Here is a 20,423-nt window from a genome sequence, read left to right on the forward strand (position 1 = left end):
TGATGAGAGCTTTGTTGTAGGTGGGCCAGTTGGTAATTTTGAACTTTTGCTTTGCCACGGAACGGTCTTCGTTATCGGGAGGATGCGTGATCTGATCCTTCAACTCAGCAAAAGTTCGATTTATTCAACAAAGCCTCAACCGAGGTAAATATGAACACAACATTCGACGATTTGCTTAGTGATTATTTTTTCACAAAAGCGCTGCGACCAGCGACGGAATGGAGTTACAACAAGGTTGTAAAATCTTTCCAGCACTTTATTGGTGAACTGGTTACGCCAGAGCAGGTGGACAAGAAACTGGTCCTGATGTGGCGTCGTCAGGTCATCAGTGACAGCCACCTGAGCAAAATTACCTGGAACAATAAGGTGACGCATATGCGGGCGCTGTTCAATCATGCTATCGCTCAGGGTCTGGTCACGGCTGCCGAAAACCCCTTCAATGGTGTGCTGGCCCGTCCGGATATCAAACGTAAGAAGACGCTGACCGACGGGCAAATCAAGCGTATCTACCTGCTAATGGAAGCTCGTGAAGCGGATGAGAGCATCGGGATTTGCAGAGAGCGGACCCGCAGTGCATTGCGTCCGGCATGGTTCTGGCTGACGGTGCTGGATGCGCTTCACCGTACCGGTATGCGACAAAATCAGCTTCTGCACATTCGCCTGTGCGACGTGGACCTGGATAATGGCTGGATCACTCTGCGCCCGGAAGGGGCAAAGAACCACAAGGAGCACCGGGTTCCCATCACGGCAAGCCTTCGTCCACGCCTGGAGAAGCTTTATCATCTGTCGCTGGAGCGTGGCGCGCAGAAAGATGAGCAGCTGTTTAATATTTCGCGCTTTGTAGACGGAAAAAATCTGACCAGCATGAATATGGATCATCCGCCGCTGAGAGCATTTTTCCGCAGGCTTTCTAAGGAGTGTCAGTTTACGGCCAGCCCACACCGGTTCCGGCATACGATTGCCACGAATCTGATGAAACAGCCGGACAGGAACATCAAGATGGCGCAGGATTTGCTCGGACACTCAACACCGGCAATCACGCTTGAATATGTGGAGGCGGATCTGGATCGCGTAAGGGCGCTACTTGAAGAGATGGAAAACGTATGAGCGGGGTACTTAAGTCAAATCTAAGCGATTGATAATGAAAATGGTAGTTTTTTGGACGCTCGAGATTGACACATTCAAAAACTGAGGGTAAATAGATTCCTGAAGTGTAATGGATGCAAGAAATCCAGAGGATGCTTGAACATCCTCCGGATTCTTAAAGTCCCGTATTCAACATCGATGCGGTAAGCAAACTACCATATGATGCTGGGGACCACTGTCTTGATCGTTGGGTATCCAACTACCTTAACGAACAGGCTCTGAAGAGTGGTGCCCGGAGGCGGAATCGAACCACCGACACGGGGATTTTCAATCCCCTGCTCTACCGACTGAGCTATCCGGGCAACGGGCCGCATTAAACTAAATTCAGCCGGACTCGTCAACGAAATTTGTTAATTTCGCTACGGAGTGCGCATTCTCTCACCATTCTGGTCGATTCTTGTTTTTCTTTAGCTCGCAGTATTGTGATGTTTTATGTGATTTTTGTGCATTGATATGTTACCGCCATCAATGCGAGGGCAGGGCTGAAAACGCCTGTCACGGGTTGCACGCTCTGGCGAAAGGTGTAATCATTGCGCGAATTTTCTCCTTCCACCTCTGGGGGCGCCTGAATGGTTTTATTCACTCATTGTTGCCATCGCCGCATTGCTTATATGCAACGGTTTCCCCGCCATTCTGCTGAATCCTCTATGCTCACCATGCGGTGAGGCAAGCGTATGCTCACTGCAGGACAGCAGTAAAATCAGAGCGTTTCTGCTTTTACTGATGTCTGGCGGTCGGAGCTGGTTACCAGTCGGACCCTGACAGTTTATGGGCGCGGTGTTGACCGCGTCCGGGCCTTTTACTCTCCCGATTTGGGTATTCGCGCTTATGAAATCATTGCACATTGCCGCAAGCCTCGAACTTGTCTCACGCCTTTCTACGCACCGTCGTGTCGTCGCGTTGGGCAGTACTGATTTTACCGATGTGGCGGCAATCGTCATCAGTCTCGCCGACAGCCGTAGCGGCGTTCTGGCTTTGCTTAAACGCACCGGTTTTCATTTACCGGTCTTTGTTTTTTCCGACGAAGAGCTTGCAACCCCTGAAGGGGTGAATGCGGTGATCAACGGCAGCGTCCAGCAGTGGCTGGAAGTTGAAGCCGCCGCTGTCCGCTACGAAGAAAATCTGCTGCCGCCGTTTTTCGACACGCTGACTCAGTATGTTGAAATGGGCAACAGCACTTTCGCTTGTCCCGGGCATCAGCACGGCGAGTTCTTCAAAAAGCACCCGGCGGGCCGTCAGTTTTATGATTTCTTTGGCGAGAATATTTTCCGCGCCGATATGTGCAATGCGGACGTAAAACTGGGCGATTTGCTGATTCACGAAGGGGCCGCCAAGCGGGCGCAAAAGTTTGCGGCGAAGGTCTTCAACGCCGATAAAACCTGGTTCGTGCTGAACGGCACTTCTGCGGCTAATAAGGTCGTGACGAATGCGTTACTGACGCGCGGTGACCTGGTGTTGTTCGACCGCAACAACCATAAATCGAATCACCATGGCGCATTGATTCAGGCTGGGGCTACGCCTGTTTATCTGGAAGCGGCGCGTAACCCTTTCGGGTTTATCGGCGGTATTGATGAACACTGCTTTGATGACAAATACCTGCGCGAACTGATCCGCGAAGTTGCGCCTGAGCGTGCAAATGAAGCCCGACCTTTCCGATTAGCGGTGATCCAGCTTGGCACTTACGACGGCACGATTTACAACGCCCGGCAGGTGATCGACAAAATCGGCCACCTGTGCGACTACATCCTGTTTGATTCCGCATGGGTTGGCTACGAGCAATTTATTCCGATGATGGCTGATTGCTCGCCACTGCTGCTCGATCTCAACGAAAACGATCCGGGGATCTTCGTCACTCAGTCGGTTCATAAACAGCAGGCCGGTTTCTCGCAGACTTCGCAGATCCACAAAAAGGACGACCACATTCGCGGCCAGGCGCGTTTTTGCCCTTATAAGCGTCTGAATAATGCTTACATGCTGCATGCCTCGACCAGCCCGTTCTATCCGCTTTTTGCTGCCCTCGATGTGAATGCCAAGATCCACGAAGGGGAAAGCGGCCGTCGCCTGTGGGCGGATTGTGTGACGCTCGGAATTGAAGCGCGTAAAGCCATTATCGCCAACTGTAAGATGATCAAACCGTTTATTCCGCCCGTGGTGGAGGGGCGGCCGTGGCAGGATCATGCGACGCAGACCATTGCCAGCGAGCGGCGCTTTTTCAGCTTTGGCCCTGGCGACCGCTGGCATGGTTTCGAAGGGTACGCGCAGGATCAGTACTTTGTCGATCCCTGCAAACTGCTGCTGACCACGCCGGGGATCAACGCCGATACGGGCGAGTACAGCGAGTTTGGCATTCCGGCCACCATTCTGGCGCATTTCCTGCGTGAGAATGGCATCGTGCCAGAGAAGTGCGATCTCAACTCGATTCTGTTCCTGCTGACCCCGGCAGAAAGCTCAGAAAAGCTGGTGCAGTTGGTGGCGATGCTGGGTCAGTTCGAGCAGCATATCGAAGACGACACGCCGCTGGCCGACGTGTTGCCATCGGTCTACAACAAATATCCGGTGCGTTATCGCGACTACACGCTTCGCCAGCTTTGTCAGGAGATGCATGACCTGTACGTTAGCTTCGACGTGAAGGATTTACAGAAGGCGATGTTCCGCAAAGCCAGCTTCCCGGCGGTGGTGATGAATCCTCAGGATGCCAATATTGAGTTTATCCGTGGCAACGTTGAGCTGGTGCGTCTGAGTGAGGCAGAAGGGCGCATCGCGGCGGAAGGCGCACTGCCTTACCCGCCAGGGGTGCTCTGCGTGGTGCCGGGTGAAATCTGGGGCGGGGCAGTGCAGCGCTATTTCCTCGCGCTGGAAGAGGGCGTCAATCTGCTACCTGGCTTCTCCCCGGAACTACAGGGCGTGTATAGCGAAAAGGATGCCGATGGGATTAAGCGGTTGTATGGGTATGTGCTGAAGAATTGAGTTGCCTGATGCCCTCTCCCCCAGCCCCTCTCCCACAGGGCGAGGGGAGTTTTTAAGCTCCCTCTCCCTTGGGGAGAGGGCCGGGGAGAGGGGAGAATCAGTGCGCGACAGTCTGCGTTTGCGCACCCGGCGCAACACGCACGTGTTTGTACTTGAACAGCGCAACGAACGCGAAAGCCAGTACCAGTGAGTAAGCCGCGAAAATCAGCCACACGTTCTGCCAGTCAGTAATGCCGTTTACGGTGTACATCTCCACCACTTTACCGCTCGCAATCCCGCCGAGAATACAGCCGAAGCCGTTGGTCATCATCAGGAACATGCCCTGTGCGCTGGCGCGAATTTCTGGCTTCACTTCTTTTTCGACAAACACCGACCCGGAGATGTTGAAGAAGTCGAACGCACAGCCGTAGACAATCATCGACAGCACCAGCAACACGGTGCCAAACGGCGTTGGGTCGCCATATGCGAACAGGCCAAAGCGCAGCATCCACGCGAAGATACTGATGAGCATCACGTTCTTAATGCCGTAACGGCTCAGGAAGAACGGGATGGTCAGGATGAAGAGCGTTTCGGAAATCTGCGAAATCGACATCATCACCGAGGCGTGCTGCACGATAAAGCTGCTGGCAAACAGCGGATCCTTATCGAAGCTGTGCAGGAAGGTGTTGCCGAACATGTTGGTGATTTGCAGCTCCGCGCCCAGCATCATCGAGAAGATAAAGAAGATGGCCATGCGTTTGTTTTTGAACAGCGCGAAAGCATCCAGGCCCAGCATGCTGCTCCAGCTCTGCTTCGCCTGCTGGTTAGACACCGGAATGTGCGGCAGCGTCAGGGTAAACAGCGCCAGGACCACGGACAGCGCCGCGCCGATGTAAAGCTGCATGTGGCTTAACTCGAAACCTGCGAAGCTCACGGCCCACATCGCGATGATAAAGCCGATGGTGCCCCAGATACGAATCGGCGGGAAGTCCGTGACGATGTCCATCCCTTCTGATTTCAGGCGATAGTAGGAGATGGTGTTGATGAGCCCAAGTGTTGGCATGTAGGCCAGCGAGTTGAGCAAAATCACCATGAACATCGCACTTGGCGTGGTGACTTCGGCTGCCATAAACAGCGTACCTGCCCCGACTAAATGGCACAGTGCGTAGACCCACTTAGCGCTGATCCATTTGTCGGCCACAATCCCCAGCAGGGTTGGCATGAACACCGCAGCGATCCCCAAAGAGCTGTAAACAGCGCCAATGGAGGCTCCGTCGAATTTCAGGGTGACGAACATATACGAGCCCAGCGTGGTCAGCCAGCTCCCCCACAGACAGAACTGCAGAAACGACAATATTTTAAGCTGCAGCTTAAGGTTCATGTTAATTTCCTCACAAAGGTATTGGGGGTTGTGTTGTTATTAAAACATTCATGGCGGTGATTTGAGGCGATTCTAGCGGTGAGGCGTCCTACGTTTTGTTAGCTGCCGCAAGAAAATGCAATGATTATTCTTTTGCAGAGCAGTTTAGTGACGCAAATAACATTTTCGTATGACGAAGAGGCGAGGGGAGAAGACTCAGGCCCGGAATCGAGCCTGAGTTAAGTCGGGTTTTACTTCCGACGGTAGCTTTTCTGTGCTGTGTTAACTTTATAGAGATAGCGACGGGATTCAGCGGACGGATGGCGCGTCGTCAACGTCTGATATACATCGCCCGGCGCCATGCTGTTGATGATGGCTGCCGCCTGCACTTTATCGCTTGAGAAGACGCGAAGCACGCTGCCCGCGCCGCCGTTGTAAGCGGTTATCACCGCGTAGCGACGTGAGGTTGGGTTATCAATCCCGCCCAAATAAACGTTGCTCAACATGGCCAGATAGGCGGTGCCGGTATCGATGTTGCTGGCTGGATCAAACAGGAAGCTGCGACTCGGTGTGCCAGATTTACCCTGCGCTTTAAACACGTCCTTCCCGGCTGAGTGTTGAACCACCTGCATCAGGCCCAGTGCATCGGCGTTGCTGACGGCGTAAGGGTTAAAGGAGGATTCAGTCTGCATAATGGCCAGAATCAGGGATTCATCCACGCCATATTTACGCGAAGCCTGACGCACCATGCCAATGTATTTATGCGCACGTTTGTCGAGGTGGTTCGGCACCAGGTTGAGGGTCACGCTGTAGATAATGTGCAGCCCGTTGTTGCGGCTTTTCAGGCGATTTTGCAGCAGCCAGTCGGCGTAATTCGACGCCCGCCCTTGCCAGCGAATCGGCTGACCGGTGTTATCCACCACCTGCCCGTATAAGAACGGTTCTTTGGAAATCTGGATGTCATCGGCATCGGAATAGAGATCGACCGAGCCCGGATCGTCGCCCATCAACAGTGTTTTGATGATCGTCTGACGCAGACGGCCTGTCGGATCGGTTCCGGCGATGGTTTCGAAGGTGATCGTCCCTTCGTCAAAGTTGATGTGGCTACGGGTGTAATACTGGTCGGAATACTTCACGTAGTCCTTCGGCCCTGCGACCAGCACTTCGTTGTACCCCCAGATATTCTCGATGTTGTGGGCGAACTGGCCCATCAGGATGTCAAAACCGTTGGTGTCCTTAACCCAGGCCTCGTTATAGGTATCGTTTTTTTTAGAGCCTGAACACGAAATGAGCAACGGCGCAATCAGGGCTAGCGCTAAATATTTTTTCATCATTCCGGGAGTGCTTGTGGTGTGGTGATAAATGCAACGGCCATGCCGGGTGGCGCTACGCTTACCCGGCCTACGTTACCGCTGTGGGCAATCCTGCTTACTGTTTTTCCGGTGGCGTATAGCCTTCGATATGCACCTCTTTGCCTTCGAACAGGAAGTTGATCATCTCCTGCTCCAGCAGCTTGCGGTGCTCCGGATTCATCATGTTGAGTTTTTTCTCGTTAATCAGCATGGTTTGCTTGTGCTGCCACAGCGCCCAGGCTTCTTTCGAGATTTCGTTATAGATGCGTTTGCCGAGCTCGCCCGGATAAAGCTGGAAGTCCTGACCTTCGGCATCGCGCTGCAGGTAGGTACAAAAAATGGTTCTGCTCATGACTCTTCCTCTTTTAGGCCGTCGCTCAAACCAGAGCGCCGGCGCGTAACTGCTGTAACAGGCGTTCAACGGGAGCTGCAAGCCCCACGGACTGTGGCTGGGCTAAGTTATACCAGAGAGCGTTGCCTTCATCCATGCATGCGCCAACAGACTGCCCGCTGAGCCACATTGGCACGATATCCAGATGGAAATGGCTAAAGGTGTGGCGGAAGGCGGTTTGCTGTTCGAGCTTATCGGCCTTTATCTGACGCGCAGCCAGCCATTCCCGCAACTCTTCTTCCGAGGCAAACTGTGGGAAACAGAACAGCCCACCCCACAGGCCACTTGGCGGACGCTGAAGTAAAAGCACTTCGTTATCTTGCTGCATGATAAGGAAGTAACCTTCGCGCTCAGGGAGCGTCTGTTTCGGTTTTTTGCCGGGATACTGCGCCCAGCTGTGCCTGGCGTAGGCCACGCAGCCAGTGTTTAAAGGGCAGAGTTCGCATTTCGGTTTCGAGCGCGTACAAACCATCGCGCCCAGATCCATCATCGCCTGATTAAAGCGCTCCACGCCTTTCGCGGGCGTGACCTCTTCGCTGATTGACCACAGGCGCTTTTCAACATCTTTCTTGCCCGGCCAACCGCCGACGGCGTAGCAGCGAGCCAAAACACGCTTCACATTGCCGTCGAGGATCGGGAAATGTTTGCCTAAAGAAAGCGAAAGGATTGCGCCCGCGGTCGAGCGCCCTACGCCCGGTAAATCGGCCACTTCTTCAAACGTCTCAGGGAACTTGCCTCTATGAAGCGTGGCAACCTGCTGAGCGGCTTTGTGCAGATTGCGGGCGCGCGCGTAATAGCCAAGGCCTGTCCACAGATGAAGGACTTCATCGAGCGGGGCATTGGCTAAATCGGTGACTGTCGGAAAGCGCGCCATAAAGCGTTCAAAATAGGGAATGACCGTCGCCACCTGCGTCTGTTGCAGCATCACCTCAGAGAGCCATACTTTGTACGGCGTTTTTTCTATTTGCCAGGGCAGGGTCTTACGCCCATATTTGTCGTACCAGTCCAGCACCTGGGCTGAAAATTGAGAGGCTTGCATGGCGACCGTTCCGCTGTATCAGGGACGCAGATTGCAGCACAGCGACAGCCTCGCTGTAAACCGGATCTTTCCCATGCTTGCATCCTCTCTTTAACTTTGGATAATGCCCGTTTCCTTAAATACTCATCAGGTAGACTGAATTTTTATGAACAACGACGTCATTTCACCGGAATTTGATGAAAACGGCCGCCCGTTGCGCCGTATTCGCAGCTTTGTCCGCCGCCAGGGCCGCCTGACCAAAGGGCAGCAGCATGCGCTGGATAACTATTGGCCGGTGATGGGCGTTGAATTCAGCGAAACGCCGGTCGACTTTGTCGACTTATTCGGCCGTGAAGCGCCAACCACGCTGGAAATCGGTTTCGGCATGGGCGCGTCACTTGTCACCATGGCGAAAGCCAAACCTGAGCAGAATTTCTTAGGCATCGAAGTGCATTCCCCGGGCGTTGGTGCTTGCCTCGCTTCTGCGCACGAAGAGGGCGTGGATAACCTGCGCGTGATGTGCCACGACGCGGTGGAAGTGCTGCACAAAATGATTCCTGACAATTCTTTGAACATGGTTCAGCTGTTTTTCCCTGACCCATGGCACAAAGCACGTCATAATAAGCGCCGTATCGTTCAGGCGCCGTTTGCCGAGCTGGTGAAAGCTAAGCTGAAGCTGGGTGGTGTTTTCCACATGGCGACCGACTGGGAACCTTATGCGGAGCATATGCTGGAAGTGATGTCCTCGCTCGAAGGGTATAAAAATGTCTCCGAGAGCAACGACTATGTTCCGCGTCCGGAATCGCGTCCGGTAACCAAATTTGAACAACGTGGCCATCGTCTTGGTCACGGTGTATGGGACTTAATGTTCGAGAGGGTGAAATAATGGCGAAAAACCGTAGCCGTCGTCTGCGTAAAAAAATGCACATCGACGAATTCCAGGAAGTAGGATTCTCTGTTGCGTGGCGTTTCCCGGAAGGGACTGACGTTGAGCAAATCGACAAATCCGTCGACCGCTTTATTGATGAAGTGATCGAGCCGAACAAGCTGGCGTTTGACGGCAGTGGCTATCTGGCCTGGGAAGGTCTGATTTGCCTGCAGGAAACCGGCAAATGCACCGAAGAGCATCAGGCCATCGTGCGTAAGTGGCTGGAAGAGCAGAAGCTTGAACAGGTACGCACCAGCGAACTTTTCGACGTCTGGTGGGACTAAGTAGCTATAAAGGGCCAGCAATCGCTGGCCCGTTTTGTCTTTACAGGAGTTTCTATGATGCGCAAAACGTTGCTGGCGGCGGCCCTCTCCGTTACGGCTTTCGCCGCACAGGCGGATTATCAGTGCAGCGTCACCCCGCGTGACGATGTGATCCTCAACCCGCAAACCGTGCAGGTGAAAGGCGAAAACGGCAATCTGGTGATCACCCCAGACGGCAACGTGATGTTCAACGGCAAGCAGTACGCGCTGAGTGCAGCCCAACGCGAACAGGCGAAGGATTACCAGACCGAACTGCGCAGCGCGCTGCCGTGGATTGACGAAGGCGCCCGCTCCCGTGTGGATAAAAGCCGCGCCGCGCTGGATAAAATCATCACCGAACAGGTGGGCGCCAGCAGCAGTATGCATGGGCGTCTGACCAAGCTGGACGCACAGCTCAAAGAGCAGATGAACCGTATTATCGAGCACCGCACCGATGGCCTGACGTTCCACTATAAAGGCATTGATCAGGTGCGAGCCGACGGCCAGAACCTGGTGAATCAGGCGATGGGCGGACTGTTACAGGACAGCATCAATGAAATGGGCTCGAAAGCGGTGCTGAAGGGCGGCGGTAACCCGCTGCAAAACATTCTCGGCAGCATGGGCGGTTTACAAACCGCAGTGCAGAACGAATGGAAAAACCAGGAAGCAGATTTCCAGAAGTTTGGCAAAGACGTCTGCGGCCGGGTGATTTCGCTGGAAGAGAGCCGTAAAGCGCTGGTGGGTGGGTTGAAGTAATATTGTGCCAGCCCCTCTCCCCGGCCCTCTACCGAAGGGAGAGGGCCGGGGAGAGGGGGAGCAGGCAATGAGATGTTCAAGAATACTCGTCAGTACGCCTTCCTCGTTCTCTCTCAATTCATTATTCCAGAAGCGCAGCACTCTCCATCCTCGGGCATTTAGCCACGCCGTCCTGTGCCTGTCATAGTCTGTATTTTCAGCGTGTTGTCCTCCGTCAAGTTCAACAATCAATCGAGCTCGGTAGCAGACGAAGTCCGCGAAAAAGGGGCCAATTGGCATTTGCCGTCTGAACTTATAACCATAAAAGCGTTTTGCTCTTAGCAGATACCATAGCTTCTGCTCTTCTGGTGTTTGGTTAGTGCGAAGTTGCTTTGCGATTTCCATCCTCCCACTCTGCCAGCAAAGCAAACCACTGCCAGAGTGAGATGAGAAAACTGGAAGCCCGCTTCCAGGGTATTTACATCAGCCCCAGTGCTTGCGGGATAAACAGTGAGATCTGTGGGATGTAGGTGATGAGCATCAACGCGACCAGCAGGGCGGCGTAGAAGGGCAGAAGCGGCTTGATCAGATGCTGGATTTTCACCCCTGAGATCGAGCAGCCGACAAACAGCGCGCTGCCAACTGGCGGTGTCAGCAGGCCGATACACAGGTTAGCGACCATCATGATGCCGAAGTGAACCGGGTCCATACCCAGCTCTTGCGCGATCGGCAGGAAGATCGGCGTGAAGATCAGTACCGCTGGCGTCATATCCATAAAGATGCCCACGATCAGCAGCACGATGTTAATCAGCAGCAGAATGATCAAGGGATTCTCAGAGATCCCCATCAGCGTGTCGCTGATCATGTACGGGATATCCGCGTTGGTCATCGCCCAGGACATGCCGACGGAAAAACCAATCAGCAGCAGAACGATAGAAGTGGTCACCACCGATTCCAGAATCAGCTTCGGCAGGTCACGCCACTTCACCTCACGGTAAATCAGTACCGAAAGGATAAAGGTGTAAACCACGGCAATGGCTGAGGCTTCCGTGGCGGTAAAAATCCCGCCCAGAATGCCGCCCATCACAATGACGACCAGAAGCAGGCTCGGCAGCGCGTCCAGTAGCGCTTTCGCTGCCTGTGCGCAGGTTGGGCGCTCAGAGAGCGGGTAACCGCGACGTTTAGCGATAATGGCGCACACCACCATGATGGCAAGGCCCATCAAAATGCCGGGCAGATAGCCCGCCATAAATAACGACGCAACCGACACGCCGCCCGCTGTCAGCGAGAAAACAATCAGTACGTTTGAAGGCGGGATCAGCAAACCAGTGATACAGGACGACACGTTAACGGCCGTCGAAAACGCCGGGTCGTAGCCTTTTTTAGTCTGAATAGGATTCAGCGTGCCGCCAACAGCGGCTGCCGCTGCCACAGCAGAACCTGAAATAGAGCCAAACATCATGTTCGCCAGCACGTTTACATGCCCGAGCGAGCCGGGTACGCGGCCGACCATCACCTGCGCCAGGTTGATGAGGCGTATGGCTATTCCGCCGCTGTTCATCAGCGTGCCTGCAAAAATAAAGAACGGGATAGCCAGCAGCGCAAAGTTATCCAGGCCGTTCGCCAGACGCTGGGATACAGTGATCACCGCAATGTCCCACGGGAACATCAGCAGCATGGAGGCGACGGTGGCAATGCCGATAGAGAAAGAAATCGGCACGCCGATAAAGACCAGCACGAAGAAACAACCGAACAAGGTCAGAGCAATTGAAGCTTCCATTATTGCGAGGCCTCCTGCGGATGGGTCAGGCGCGTGATGCCCTGATGAATAAAGAACAGGGCGTAAAACATCATCACAAAGCCGCACAGCGGCAAGATGAAGTAGATGTAGCCCATCGGGATTTGCATTGCCGCAGAAACCTGCGTGGTGGCCAGCGTTTTCTCAATCAGCTTGAGTCCTCCGGTGACGATGACCAGCCCGGAAAACGCGAAGATCAGCACATTGATAACGACGCTAAGGATGGCCTGGCGATGGGCATTCAGAGTCATCGCTAAGAGATCGATAGAGAGATGACGTTGTGCGCCCACGGTGTAGGCCGCACCGAGAAGACCCACCCAAATCATCAGAAAGCGTGCCAGCTCGTCCGTTATCGTGCTGGGCTGGTTCAGCACATAGCGGCTGAACACCTGCCACACCACGCAGATGACGAGTGCGACCATGACCGCCACGGAAAAGGCCGCAATGGTGCGATCCACACCTTGCTTAATGCGGTTTAACATCATGATTATTTTCCTGAAAAGGGCCTGAGACAGGCCCATGGCAGATTACTCGGCGGCTTGTTCGAATTTCGCCAGCAGTTCGGCTTGCTTCGGATCTTTTCTGAAGTCGTCATACAGCGGCTGTACGGCAGCACGGAACGGTGCTTTATCGACGCTGACAAACTCTCCGCCCATCGCTTTGGCCTGAGCTCGGGTCTCTTCTTCCACTTTGTTCCACGCCTGCTGCTGCCAGGCTTCGGAATCTTTAGCGGCTTTTGCGAGGATTTGCTGTTGTTCAGGCGTCAACTTGTTCCAGGTCTTGGTGGAGATAACGAGGAAGTCAGGAATGGAGGCGTGTTCGTCCTCAGAGAAGACTTTGGCAATTTCGATGTGGCGAGTCTGAACCCAGGACGGTACGTTGTTTTCCGCACCATCCACCACGCCCTGTTGCATCGCGGTATAGACCTCACCGAAAGAAATAGGGGTAGGTGCGCCGCCCATCAGCTCAATCATTTTCAGGGTGGTTGGGCTTGCCTGAACGCGAATTTTCAGCCCTTTTAAATCTTCAGGTTTAGCGATCGGTTTTTTCGCATAAAAACTACGGGTGCCGGCTACATAAGCCGACAGCGCAAAGAAACCTTTATCTTTGCTGGAGTCCATAATTTCTTTGCCGACGCTGCCAAAGACCACTTTATTAAAATGACCCTGGTCTTTAAATAAATAAGGCAGATTATAAATGGCGTAAACATTATCAAATGATTCCAAATCGCTGGCAGACCCTTTGGTCATATCCAGTGCGCCATTTTGTAATAATTCCATGGTTTCACGGGCGCTGCCCATTTGGCTGCTGGGATAAATACGAATCGTCATTTTCCCGTCAGAAAGTTCTTTCACTTCTTTTGCCATATGTTCAAACGTCTGGTGTACCACATGGCTGCGTTCGAGGTTATGTGCCAGTTTTAACGTGACTTTTTCAGCGGCCTGCGCGCCCGTTGCAAACAGGGCAAGCAGAGAAGCACCCAGCAGCGTGCGGGTAAAAGAGGTCTTTTTCATTGATGGCTCCATGCTCATTGATACTCAGGGATGGTTTACAAATAATGCAATGCAAGAAAAATCTGTATGACATCTTATCCTGGTTGTCAGACATGCAGACGCCACCGAGTTCACAGTTTTCTGTATTTAAAAAGTCTGTTTTTATTTTTGTGCGCTGGGTTGGGTTTATTTATCGACTGTGGAGAAGGAATATATTCAGCGGGTAATTATTAGTTGAATGACTAACAAATAATAACGAAATAAATACTCGGTTTTTGCGAATAGATGAGATCGGCATGATGCAGATCTCATCTATAAGTCTTATTCCTCGCTAAGGAATATTTCCAGTAACGAGTTTAAAAACAATTTACCCTGATCGGTAATTTGCCACTCGGTGGCGGTTTCCGTCAGGTAGCCCTGAGCCAGTGCCTGATCAATCTGAGGTCGAAGGAGTGATTCTGGCAGGCCAGTGAACGCGGTGAACTCTGCACGCGGTGCAGGCTCCAGCAGGCGGAAGCGGTTCATAAAGAACTCAAACGGCTTATCCTGAGCTTCCACATCGTGCTGGCGTTCCAGATAACGGCCTTCCATGTATCCGCGAGGATGGCGTGTTTTTGCCGTACGCAGAATGCGGCCGTCCGGGAAAGTCACTTTGCCGTGTGCGCCACAGCCAATGCCGAGATAATCGCCAAAGCGCCAGTAGTTCAGGTTGTGCTGACACTGGTAGCCCGGTTTAGCGTAGGCGGAGGTTTCATACTGCTGATAACCTGCGGCAGTCAGCAACTGATGGCCTTGTTCGAAAATATCCCACAGCGCGTCGTCGTCTGGCAGCTTAGGCGGACGTGAGCCAAAGAGCGTGTTGGGTTCGATGGTCAGCTGATACCACGACAGATGCGGTGGATTAAGCTCAATGGCCTGGCGCAAATCATCCAGCGCCTCTTCCAGCGTCTGGTCCGGCAGGCCATGCATCAAATCGAGGTTAAAACTACGCAGGCCAAGGCCGGTTGCCAGATGTGCCGCGCGTTTGGCTTCGCCGGAATCGTGAATACGTCCGAGGCGCTTGAGCTTTGGTTCGCTAAAGCTTTGCACGCCGATGGAAATTCGGTTTACTCCGGCGCGCTGATACTCCACAAAGCGATCCGCTTCCACGGTGCCCGGGTTGGCTTCCATGGTGATTTCCGCATCCGCAGCCAGATTAAGGCGAGCGCGAACACCATCCAGCAGCTTGTGCATGGCCGGGCCGGACAGCAGGCTTGGCGTTCCTCCGCCGATAAAAATCGTTTTTACTTCGCGTCCCTGCGCGTAAGGCACGTCAATATCCAGGTCGGCGAGGAGATGCTGCACATAATCATCATGCGGCACTTCGCCTTTCAGGGCGTGCGAATTGAAATCGCAGTACGGGCATTTCTGCACGCACCAGGGAATATGAATGTATAAACTCAGCGGAGGTAACACGGTCATTAACGCAGGGCTTCCAGTAACAATTTCAGCGCCTGTCCACGGTGGGACACAGCAATTTTCTCTTCGCGGCTCAGTTCAGCTGCGGTTTTACCCGCCTCCGGCACGAAGAAGATAGGGTCGTAGCCAAAGCCGCCGTTGCCTGCTGCTTCGCGGGTAATGACACCCGGCCAGCTGCCGTGGCACACCAGCGGCGTCGGATCTTCAGCATGGCGCATATAGACCAGCACGCAGTGGAACTGAGCCTGACGTTGGTCTTCAGGCACATCTTTCAGTGCAACCAGCAGCTTTTCCAGGTTCTGCTGATCGGTTGCGTCCTCACCGGCATAGCGTGCGGAATAGATGCCAGGCGCGCCGCCAAGCACATCGACCGCCAGGCCAGAATCGTCGGCAATGGCTGGCAGGCCAGTGACTTTCGCCGCGTGGCGCGCTTTCAGAATCGCATTTTCGATAAACGTCAGCCCGGTCTCTTCCACCGACTCAACGTTCAGCTCAGTCTGTGCGACGACGTCGAGCCCGAAATCACTCAGCAGCGAGGAAAGCTCGCGCACTTTACCGGCATTACCGGTAGCCAGAACTACTTTTTGCATGGGATGTCCTGCTTTATGAGCGCTTCCACGCCCGAAGGGAGGTGTTGCGGATGAAGAATTTTTACCTGTTTGTGGCGGCCGAGCTCACCTTTCTCAATTATCACCTGGCTTTTCGCCACGCGAAACTGTTTGCCGAGAAATTTCACCAGGTGGGCGTTGGCCTGACCATCAACCGGCGGGGCGGTGATGGCGACTTTAAGTTCGTCGCCATGCAGCCCGATAATGCTGTCACGGCTGGCTTTCGGCTGAATATACAGCCGTAAAACCAGCCCATCGTCGCAGAGGTCGACGGCACTCATAGTGCCATCCACAGCCCCGGCAGCAGCATATTTCCGGTGGCCTGAAGCAGTTCGGTGATGCCCATGTTGATGACATACAGCAGCAACACGAGGATCATCGGCGAGAAATCAATGCCACCCATTGAAGGCAACAGGCCGCGAATCGGACGCAGCAGCGGATCGGCAAGCTGCATCAGCACGAATTCAACCGGGCTACGGCCGCGGCTGACCCAGCTCATGATAGCCATCAGCATCAGCACCCAGAAAATCAGCAGGCCGATGGTTTTCACCAGAATCAGCACCGCAGAAATCCAGATGATCGGCTCGAAGGTGACGACCATAAACAGCACGATAGCCTTCAGCACGCACAGGACAAACGCAACCAGCAGAGAGGAGCTGTCGATAGGCCCCATCGCAGGGATAACGCGGCGCAGCGGCCCGACAATCGGCTGAGTGGCTTTCACCACAAACTGCGAAAACGGGTTGTAAAAATCACAGCGGGCCCACTGCATCCAGACGCGGAGCAGCATCACCATAGTGTACAGCTCAATCACGGTCGAAAGCAGGAAAGTCAACGTCTTCATGGCGTTCCTCAGTTTTCCTTATTTATTGTTTTGTGTAATCGCGTGCGCCAAAAATGGCGGTCCCGATGCGTACCATTGTGCTGCCAGCGGCAATCGCGGCAGCCATATCGTCTGACATGCCAAGTGAAAGCGTGTCCACGTCAGCGTAGCGTGTTTTCAACCGGGCAAATGCTACCGCCATTTGTTGGGCGACCGCAAATTGCCTTACATATTCTGACTCAGGAGCCGGAATCGCCATCAGCCCGCGCAGACGCAGATGAGGCAGTGCGGCAATGGCTTCTGCCAGCGCATCAACTTCCTCCGGCGCAATACCTGACTTGCTGGATTCGTCGCTGATATTAACCTGGATGAGCACGTTTAACGGCGGAAGATGCGTCGGGCGCTGCTCGCTCAGGCGCGTGGCAATGCGCAGGCGATCAACGGTATGGCACCAGTCAAAATGCTCGGCCACCTGACGGCTTTTGTTCGACTGCAAAGGGCCGATAAAGTGCCATTCCAGATCGGTCTGACCGCTTTCCTGAAAATAGCGGACCTTCTCCACGCCTTCCTGAACGTAGTTTTCACCAAAGACTCGCTGGCCTGCACGGATAGCTTCTTCGATCGCGCTCGCAGGTTTGGTTTTACTGACTGCAAGCAGAGTAATTTCTTCTGAAGCACGGCTGCAAAGGGCAGCAGCGGCTGAGATTTTCTCCCTGACCTGTGCCAGGTTATGCGCAATGTCGTTCATTTTCAGGGTGATCATATGGATATGCAGGAAATTGTGGCCCTTAGTGTAAAGCATAACGTCTCGGATCTACACCTGTGCAACAGCGGTGCTGTGCGCTGGCGGCGGCAGGGCAGGCTCGAACCCGCCCCCTTCGAGGCACCCGATCCGCAAATTCTGCTGCTGGACTGGCTCAGTGATGCCATGCGGCTTCAGTGGCAGCATGAAAATCAGTGTGACTTTGCGGTTCAGGCGTGCGACGGCAGGCGGCTGCGAGCCAGCGCTTTTCGGCACACGGAGGGCGTTTCTCTGGTGCTGCGCCTGTTGCCTGAAAGATGCCCACAATTAGCCGAACTGGATGCCCCAACTGCCATGACCGAGCTGTTAAACGAAGAGAGCGGATTGATTCTGGTGACGGGCGCAACGGGCAGTGGCAAATCGACGACGCTTGCGGCGATGGTCAATCATCTGAACCACCACCGTGACGGGCACATTCTGACGCTGGAAGATCCGGTGGAATTTGTTCACCACAGCGAGCGCTGCCTGATCCATCAGCGAGAAGTAGGTGCTCACTGCGATTCTTTCGCTGCGGCGTTACGCGTTGCATTGCGGCAAGACCCCGATGTGATTTTGTTGGGCGAATTGCGGGATACCGAAACCATCCGCCTGGCGCTTACGGCGGCAGAAACAGGGCATCTGGTGCTGTCCACACTACATACGCGCGGCGCGGCACAAGCAATCGAGAGGCTGGTGGACGTGTTTCCTGCCGGTGAAAAGGAACAGGTACGCAGCCAGCTGGCTGGCAGTTTGTGTGCGGTGTTAGCGCAGAAATTGCTGCCCGATAAGCAGGAGGGCAGAGTCGCGCTGTATGAGCTGCTGGTTAACACGCCTGCGGTTGGCAGCCTGATTCGGGAAGGGAAAACGCACCAGCTACCCGGGGTGATGCAAACCGGGCAGCTGGCGGGCATGTTGACGTTTGCGCAGAGCTATCAGCAGCGGCAGGCGGCCGGGAGGCTCTAAGCAATGTTCAGCGAATAGACGGCAGGAAGCGCGCCAGCGGTGGCGAGAATCTCCAGCCGTATGCCGCGGGTGCGCAGCGGCGTGCTAAAGCGGTGAGTGCAGACGGAATGATGATTGTCGGTGACTTCCGCCAGCAGCGTTTCACCCGCCCACAGCCGATAGTGCGTAATGCAGTGAGGTGTCACTGCGTTGACATGGCCCATTTGCACGGTTTCCATCGCGTTGTCGAAATCGTTGTCCTGAATGAGCGTCAGGGTGTGGATGGTCTGGTCATCGTCCCACTGCCATTGCACTGTAGGCGTTTTATCTGTGAGGGCAGGCACCCAGGCATGGGTCTGTTGTTCCGGGCGAAGATGCCCGTTTAGCAGGTGGGCGGCGGCGTAGCACGTAAGCGGTGTATCAAAGCGCAGCGCGGGGAAGAGGGTGTGAGGGAGGCGGCGGGGCAGCCAGAAATCAAACTCATCCACGCCGTAGTCTCCATCGGCCACCTGTCGGGCGTGTTTCGCCACCCTCGCATTAAGACTGTTGAAGACGGTCATTATGCCGGGAAGCTGAATGTCGGTCAGGGCGATGCTGATCTCTGGCTGTGCTTCAAAAGCCAGGAAGACGTATTGATCACGGTCGCTGCGCCAGGCGAACTGGCAGATATAATCGCCTTCATCGCGGACGTCGACGCGACACTTGTCGTAGTGCTGATCCGGGGTAAAGTTGCCTGAACGCTGGCTGCCAAGCAGTTCAATATGCAGGCTCGAGGGCTGAGTGCCGCGAAGCGGGAGCCTGATGGCGGGCAGCGCTTGTCCTGCTTTGATCGGCAAAAGTACAGCCATGCGTTCAGTCAGAGAATGCCACTGACCATTGGCAGGCAGCTCGGATAACTGAAACTCACTGCTGACGCTGACATGTGCGCCACGCGAGGGGTTGTGCAACCTCTGACGCGGAATATAACAGCCCGCCGTCTGGAGACGTTGCTGAAGTTCGCCAATTCGTTCGTGGCTTGCCAGCGCTTTTGGTGAGATGTGTTGTTCATGGCAAACCGCCGCGCCTCGGCCAGCCACTTCACCGAGCAGGCCGCAGGTGCACATTACGCGTGCGCTGCCAAAGGCGACGTGCGAAGCCGAAATCAAACGCCCGGTGAGCAGCAGGTTTTCCACGGAACGGCTGTAAAGACTGCGCCACGGGATGGTGTAGGTGCCTTTACTGTGAAACTGACGGCAGCCATCGTGGGTGCTGTACACGCCATCGGCAGGGTGTAAATCAATCGACCAGCCGCCGTAACCCACGGCGTCGTAATGGTCGCGCTGTTCGACAATATCCTGCTGGCTCAGCAGGTGATCGCCCATAAACCTTCGGCTTTCTCGCTTACCCGGGATGGTGCCGACCCATTCAATCGTCATGTTGGCGGCTTCAGGAAACTCGCCGGAGTTCTTGATGTAATCCCAGACGCCCCAGACGATTTTCCACAGTTCCCACTTGATGGTTTCGCTTTCATAGACGGTATCAAGCCGGCCGCCCCATTCGAGCCACCACAGGTCGCAGCCGTTAAGCGTGGACGTCAGGCGTTTGTATCGAGGAATATCGGTGATGTCTTTTAGCGCAAAGGAGGGTGGAACGAACCTTACCGGCGCGTTGGTTTGTCGGGTATAGAAGTAAATGGAGTGCCCAAGCTTGTGACCAAAGCTGTCGCCAGGGGCCATTTTTTCCCCGAGCTCTGCCTCATCTTCGGCCCCTTCCCGAAATTCTGCACCCGCCAGATAGCCCAGCACACCGTCGCCAGTGGCATCGCAAAATTGCGGAGCGGAAATCTGATAAAACGTTTCGTTAATAGCATTGAAGGCCTTGAGTTGGCTGATCCGCTGGCCTTCTTTTTCCAGTTCGTACACCGCGGTATTCAGCAGCAGCGTGAGCCCTGGCTGACTGCGGGCCAGGTCCAGCAACACCAGATCGAACATCACCGGGTTACCTTCTTTATTGCGCCACAGGTTTTCTTCGAGGATCTCGCCCATGATCCCGCCCTCGCGTGCCCAGCGGTTATTGTTGCCCATATGCGAAGTCGCGCCGTTGGCCCACAAACGAACCTCGCTGGAGGCATTGCCCCCCAGTACTGGCCTGTCCTGAATCAATATAACGTTCAGACCTTCGCGCGCGGCAGCGAGGGCGGCGCATAAACCTGCCAGGCCTCCTCCTGCGACAACGAAATCAGCGTGCAGTTGCTGTTGGGGAAAGCTTCGGTTTTCACTCTGGCTGTAGATGTTCATCACCTTGTATCCTTTTGAACTGACGCTAAAATCATTGCTCTATAAGCCTGCTAACGGACGATACCC

General features: G+C 54.4%; 19 protein-coding genes, 1 tRNA gene and 2 pseudogenes. 6 read left to right on the plus strand and 16 right to left on the minus strand.

All coding sequences use genetic code 11. From position 1 onward, the window contains the following. Positions 1 to 103: pseudogene (locus ACRCWW_RS12565) on the minus strand (IS5/IS1182 family transposase); the annotation flags it as partial. Positions 104 to 150: 47 nt separating this feature from the next. Between ACRCWW_RS12565 and ACRCWW_RS12570 the strand changes: the two are divergent. After that, entirely contained in the window at positions 151 to 1,107 is a 957-nt protein-coding gene (locus tag ACRCWW_RS12570) for a tyrosine-type recombinase/integrase (protein WP_438682712.1), read from the plus strand. Positions 1,108 to 1,372: 265 nt separating this feature from the next. Here ACRCWW_RS12570 and ACRCWW_RS12575 read toward each other — a convergent pair. After that, a tRNA-Phe gene (locus ACRCWW_RS12575) sits at positions 1,373 to 1,448 on the minus strand. 526 nt (positions 1,449 to 1,974) lie between these two features. Between ACRCWW_RS12575 and ACRCWW_RS12580 the strand changes: the two genes are divergently transcribed. Continuing rightward, positions 1,975 to 4,113: an ornithine decarboxylase gene (locus ACRCWW_RS12580; protein WP_438682713.1), complete on the plus strand. Its 2,139-nt coding sequence runs from the start codon at positions 1,975 to 1,977 to the stop codon at positions 4,111 to 4,113. 97 nt (positions 4,114 to 4,210) lie between these two features. On the opposite strand, the gene ACRCWW_RS12585 is transcribed toward ACRCWW_RS12580, so the two are convergent. The 4 genes from ACRCWW_RS12585 to mutY form a co-directional block, all read right to left on the minus strand. Then, complete coding sequence (locus tag ACRCWW_RS12585; protein WP_438682714.1) at positions 4,211 to 5,473, minus strand: nucleoside permease; 1,263 nt, start codon at positions 5,471 to 5,473, stop codon at positions 4,211 to 4,213. A 230-nt stretch (positions 5,474 to 5,703) separates the two neighbouring features. Next, complete coding sequence (mltC, locus tag ACRCWW_RS12590; RefSeq protein WP_438682736.1) at positions 5,704 to 6,783, minus strand: membrane-bound lytic murein transglycosylase MltC; 1,080 nt, start codon at positions 6,781 to 6,783, stop codon at positions 5,704 to 5,706. 97 nt (positions 6,784 to 6,880) lie between these two features. Beyond that, positions 6,881 to 7,156, minus strand: coding sequence for an oxidative damage protection protein (locus ACRCWW_RS12595; RefSeq protein WP_438682715.1), 276 nt, complete (start codon positions 7,154 to 7,156; stop codon positions 6,881 to 6,883). Positions 7,157 to 7,181: 25 nt separating this feature from the next. Then, entirely contained in the window at positions 7,182 to 8,234 is a 1,053-nt protein-coding gene (gene mutY / locus ACRCWW_RS12600) for an A/G-specific adenine glycosylase (protein WP_438682716.1), read from the minus strand. Between the two features lie 145 nt (positions 8,235 to 8,379). Between mutY and trmB the strand changes: the two genes are divergently transcribed. The 3 genes from trmB to ACRCWW_RS12615 are packed head-to-tail and all read left to right on the plus strand — an operon-like array spanning position 8,380 to position 10,199. Beyond that, positions 8,380 to 9,099 carry a tRNA (guanosine(46)-N7)-methyltransferase TrmB gene (trmB, locus tag ACRCWW_RS12605; protein WP_438682717.1) on the plus strand — a complete coding sequence of 240 codons (720 nt, stop codon included), beginning with the start codon at positions 8,380 to 8,382 and terminating at the stop codon, positions 9,097 to 9,099. Continuing rightward, entirely contained in the window at positions 9,099 to 9,425 is a 327-nt protein-coding gene (locus ACRCWW_RS12610) for a YggL family protein (RefSeq protein ID WP_438682718.1), read from the plus strand. Before trmB ends, ACRCWW_RS12610 begins: the two co-directional genes overlap by 1 nt. 54 nt (positions 9,426 to 9,479) lie before the next feature. Further along, the gene (locus ACRCWW_RS12615) at positions 9,480 to 10,199 is read left to right on the plus strand and encodes a DUF2884 domain-containing protein (RefSeq protein WP_438682719.1); all 720 of its coding nucleotides are present in this window, start codon (positions 9,480 to 9,482) and stop codon (positions 10,197 to 10,199) included. Between the two features lie 81 nt (positions 10,200 to 10,280). Here the strand turns inward: ACRCWW_RS12615 and ACRCWW_RS12620 are convergent. The 9 genes and pseudogenes from ACRCWW_RS12620 to ACRCWW_RS12660 form a co-directional block, all read right to left on the minus strand. Next, positions 10,281 to 10,583: pseudogene (locus tag ACRCWW_RS12620) on the minus strand (endonuclease domain-containing protein); the annotation flags it as partial. Between the two features lie 73 nt (positions 10,584 to 10,656). Next, complete coding sequence (locus tag ACRCWW_RS12625; RefSeq protein WP_438682720.1) at positions 10,657 to 11,958, minus strand: TRAP transporter large permease; 1,302 nt, start codon at positions 11,956 to 11,958, stop codon at positions 10,657 to 10,659. After that, entirely contained in the window at positions 11,958 to 12,461 is a 504-nt protein-coding gene (locus ACRCWW_RS12630; protein ID WP_438682721.1) for a TRAP transporter small permease, read from the minus strand. The genes ACRCWW_RS12625 and ACRCWW_RS12630 overlap by 1 nt, the downstream gene beginning before the upstream one ends. A 42-nt stretch (positions 12,462 to 12,503) precedes the next feature. Beyond that, complete coding sequence (locus tag ACRCWW_RS12635) at positions 12,504 to 13,490, minus strand: TRAP transporter substrate-binding protein (RefSeq protein WP_438682722.1); 987 nt, start codon at positions 13,488 to 13,490, stop codon at positions 12,504 to 12,506. Positions 13,491 to 13,790: 300 nt separating this feature from the next. Then, a complete protein-coding gene (gene hemW / locus ACRCWW_RS12640) occupies positions 13,791 to 14,930 on the minus strand; it encodes a radical SAM family heme chaperone HemW (RefSeq protein ID WP_438682723.1) in 1,140 nt (379 codons plus the stop codon). After that, on the minus strand, positions 14,930 to 15,517 hold the full coding sequence (locus ACRCWW_RS12645) for an XTP/dITP diphosphatase (protein WP_438682724.1): 588 nt from the start codon (positions 15,515 to 15,517) through the stop codon (positions 14,930 to 14,932). The genes hemW and ACRCWW_RS12645 overlap by 1 nt, the downstream gene beginning before the upstream one ends. Next, entirely contained in the window at positions 15,505 to 15,816 is a 312-nt protein-coding gene (gene yggU / locus ACRCWW_RS12650; RefSeq protein ID WP_438682725.1) for a DUF167 family protein YggU, read from the minus strand. Before yggU ends, ACRCWW_RS12645 begins: the two co-directional genes overlap by 13 nt. Then, on the minus strand, positions 15,813 to 16,379 hold the full coding sequence (locus ACRCWW_RS12655) for a YggT family protein (protein ID WP_438682726.1): 567 nt from the start codon (positions 16,377 to 16,379) through the stop codon (positions 15,813 to 15,815). Before ACRCWW_RS12655 ends, yggU begins: the two co-directional genes overlap by 4 nt. A gap of 22 nt (positions 16,380 to 16,401) precedes the next feature. Then, positions 16,402 to 17,106, minus strand: a complete 705-nt coding sequence (locus tag ACRCWW_RS12660; RefSeq protein WP_438682737.1) for a YggS family pyridoxal phosphate-dependent enzyme — start codon at positions 17,104 to 17,106, stop codon at positions 16,402 to 16,404. A 15-nt stretch (positions 17,107 to 17,121) separates the two neighbouring features. On the opposite strand from ACRCWW_RS12660, the gene ACRCWW_RS12665 reads away from it, so the two are divergent. Next, on the plus strand, positions 17,122 to 18,102 hold the full coding sequence (locus ACRCWW_RS12665; RefSeq protein ID WP_438682727.1) for a type IV pilus twitching motility protein PilT: 981 nt from the start codon (positions 17,122 to 17,124) through the stop codon (positions 18,100 to 18,102). On the opposite strand, the gene ACRCWW_RS12670 is transcribed toward ACRCWW_RS12665, so the two are convergent. Beyond that, entirely contained in the window at positions 18,099 to 20,357 is a 2,259-nt protein-coding gene (locus tag ACRCWW_RS12670) for an FAD-dependent oxidoreductase (protein ID WP_438682738.1), read from the minus strand. The genes ACRCWW_RS12665 and ACRCWW_RS12670 overlap by 4 nt on opposite strands. Positions 20,358 to 20,423 lie beyond the last annotated feature (66 nt).

This window comes from Scandinavium sp. (assembly GCF_051650185.1).
Taxonomy (GTDB): domain Bacteria; phylum Pseudomonadota; class Gammaproteobacteria; order Enterobacterales; family Enterobacteriaceae; genus Scandinavium.

Bases quoted from the DNA above. Each gene is read 5' to 3' on its own strand.
- ACRCWW_RS12570 (WP_438682712.1), top strand. From the start codon at position 151: ATGAACACAACATTCGACGATTTGCTTAGTGATTATTTTTTCACAAAA.
- ACRCWW_RS12580 (WP_438682713.1), top strand. From the start codon at position 1,975: ATGAAATCATTGCACATTGCCGCAAGCCTCGAACTTGTCTCACGCCTT.
- ACRCWW_RS12585 (WP_438682714.1), bottom strand. From the start codon at position 5,473: ATGAACCTTAAGCTGCAGCTTAAAATATTGTCGTTTCTGCAGTTCTGT.
- mltC (WP_438682736.1), bottom strand. From the start codon at position 6,783: ATGAAAAAATATTTAGCGCTAGCCCTGATTGCGCCGTTGCTCATTTCG.
- ACRCWW_RS12595 (WP_438682715.1), bottom strand. From the start codon at position 7,156: ATGAGCAGAACCATTTTTTGTACCTACCTGCAGCGCGATGCCGAAGGT.
- mutY (WP_438682716.1), bottom strand. From the start codon at position 8,234: ATGCAAGCCTCTCAATTTTCAGCCCAGGTGCTGGACTGGTACGACAAA.
- trmB (WP_438682717.1), top strand. From the start codon at position 8,380: ATGAACAACGACGTCATTTCACCGGAATTTGATGAAAACGGCCGCCCG.
- ACRCWW_RS12610 (WP_438682718.1), top strand. From the start codon at position 9,099: ATGGCGAAAAACCGTAGCCGTCGTCTGCGTAAAAAAATGCACATCGAC.
- ACRCWW_RS12615 (WP_438682719.1), top strand. From the start codon at position 9,480: ATGATGCGCAAAACGTTGCTGGCGGCGGCCCTCTCCGTTACGGCTTTC.
- ACRCWW_RS12625 (WP_438682720.1), bottom strand. From the start codon at position 11,958: ATGGAAGCTTCAATTGCTCTGACCTTGTTCGGTTGTTTCTTCGTGCTG.
- ACRCWW_RS12630 (WP_438682721.1), bottom strand. From the start codon at position 12,461: ATGATGTTAAACCGCATTAAGCAAGGTGTGGATCGCACCATTGCGGCC.
- ACRCWW_RS12635 (WP_438682722.1), bottom strand. From the start codon at position 13,490: ATGAAAAAGACCTCTTTTACCCGCACGCTGCTGGGTGCTTCTCTGCTT.
- hemW (WP_438682723.1), bottom strand. From the start codon at position 14,930: ATGACCGTGTTACCTCCGCTGAGTTTATACATTCATATTCCCTGGTGC.
- ACRCWW_RS12645 (WP_438682724.1), bottom strand. From the start codon at position 15,517: ATGCAAAAAGTAGTTCTGGCTACCGGTAATGCCGGTAAAGTGCGCGAG.
- yggU (WP_438682725.1), bottom strand. From the start codon at position 15,816: ATGAGTGCCGTCGACCTCTGCGACGATGGGCTGGTTTTACGGCTGTAT.
- ACRCWW_RS12655 (WP_438682726.1), bottom strand. From the start codon at position 16,379: ATGAAGACGTTGACTTTCCTGCTTTCGACCGTGATTGAGCTGTACACT.
- ACRCWW_RS12660 (WP_438682737.1), bottom strand. From the start codon at position 17,106: ATGAACGACATTGCGCATAACCTGGCACAGGTCAGGGAGAAAATCTCA.
- ACRCWW_RS12665 (WP_438682727.1), top strand. From the start codon at position 17,122: ATGGATATGCAGGAAATTGTGGCCCTTAGTGTAAAGCATAACGTCTCG.
- ACRCWW_RS12670 (WP_438682738.1), bottom strand. From the start codon at position 20,357: ATGAACATCTACAGCCAGAGTGAAAACCGAAGCTTTCCCCAACAGCAA.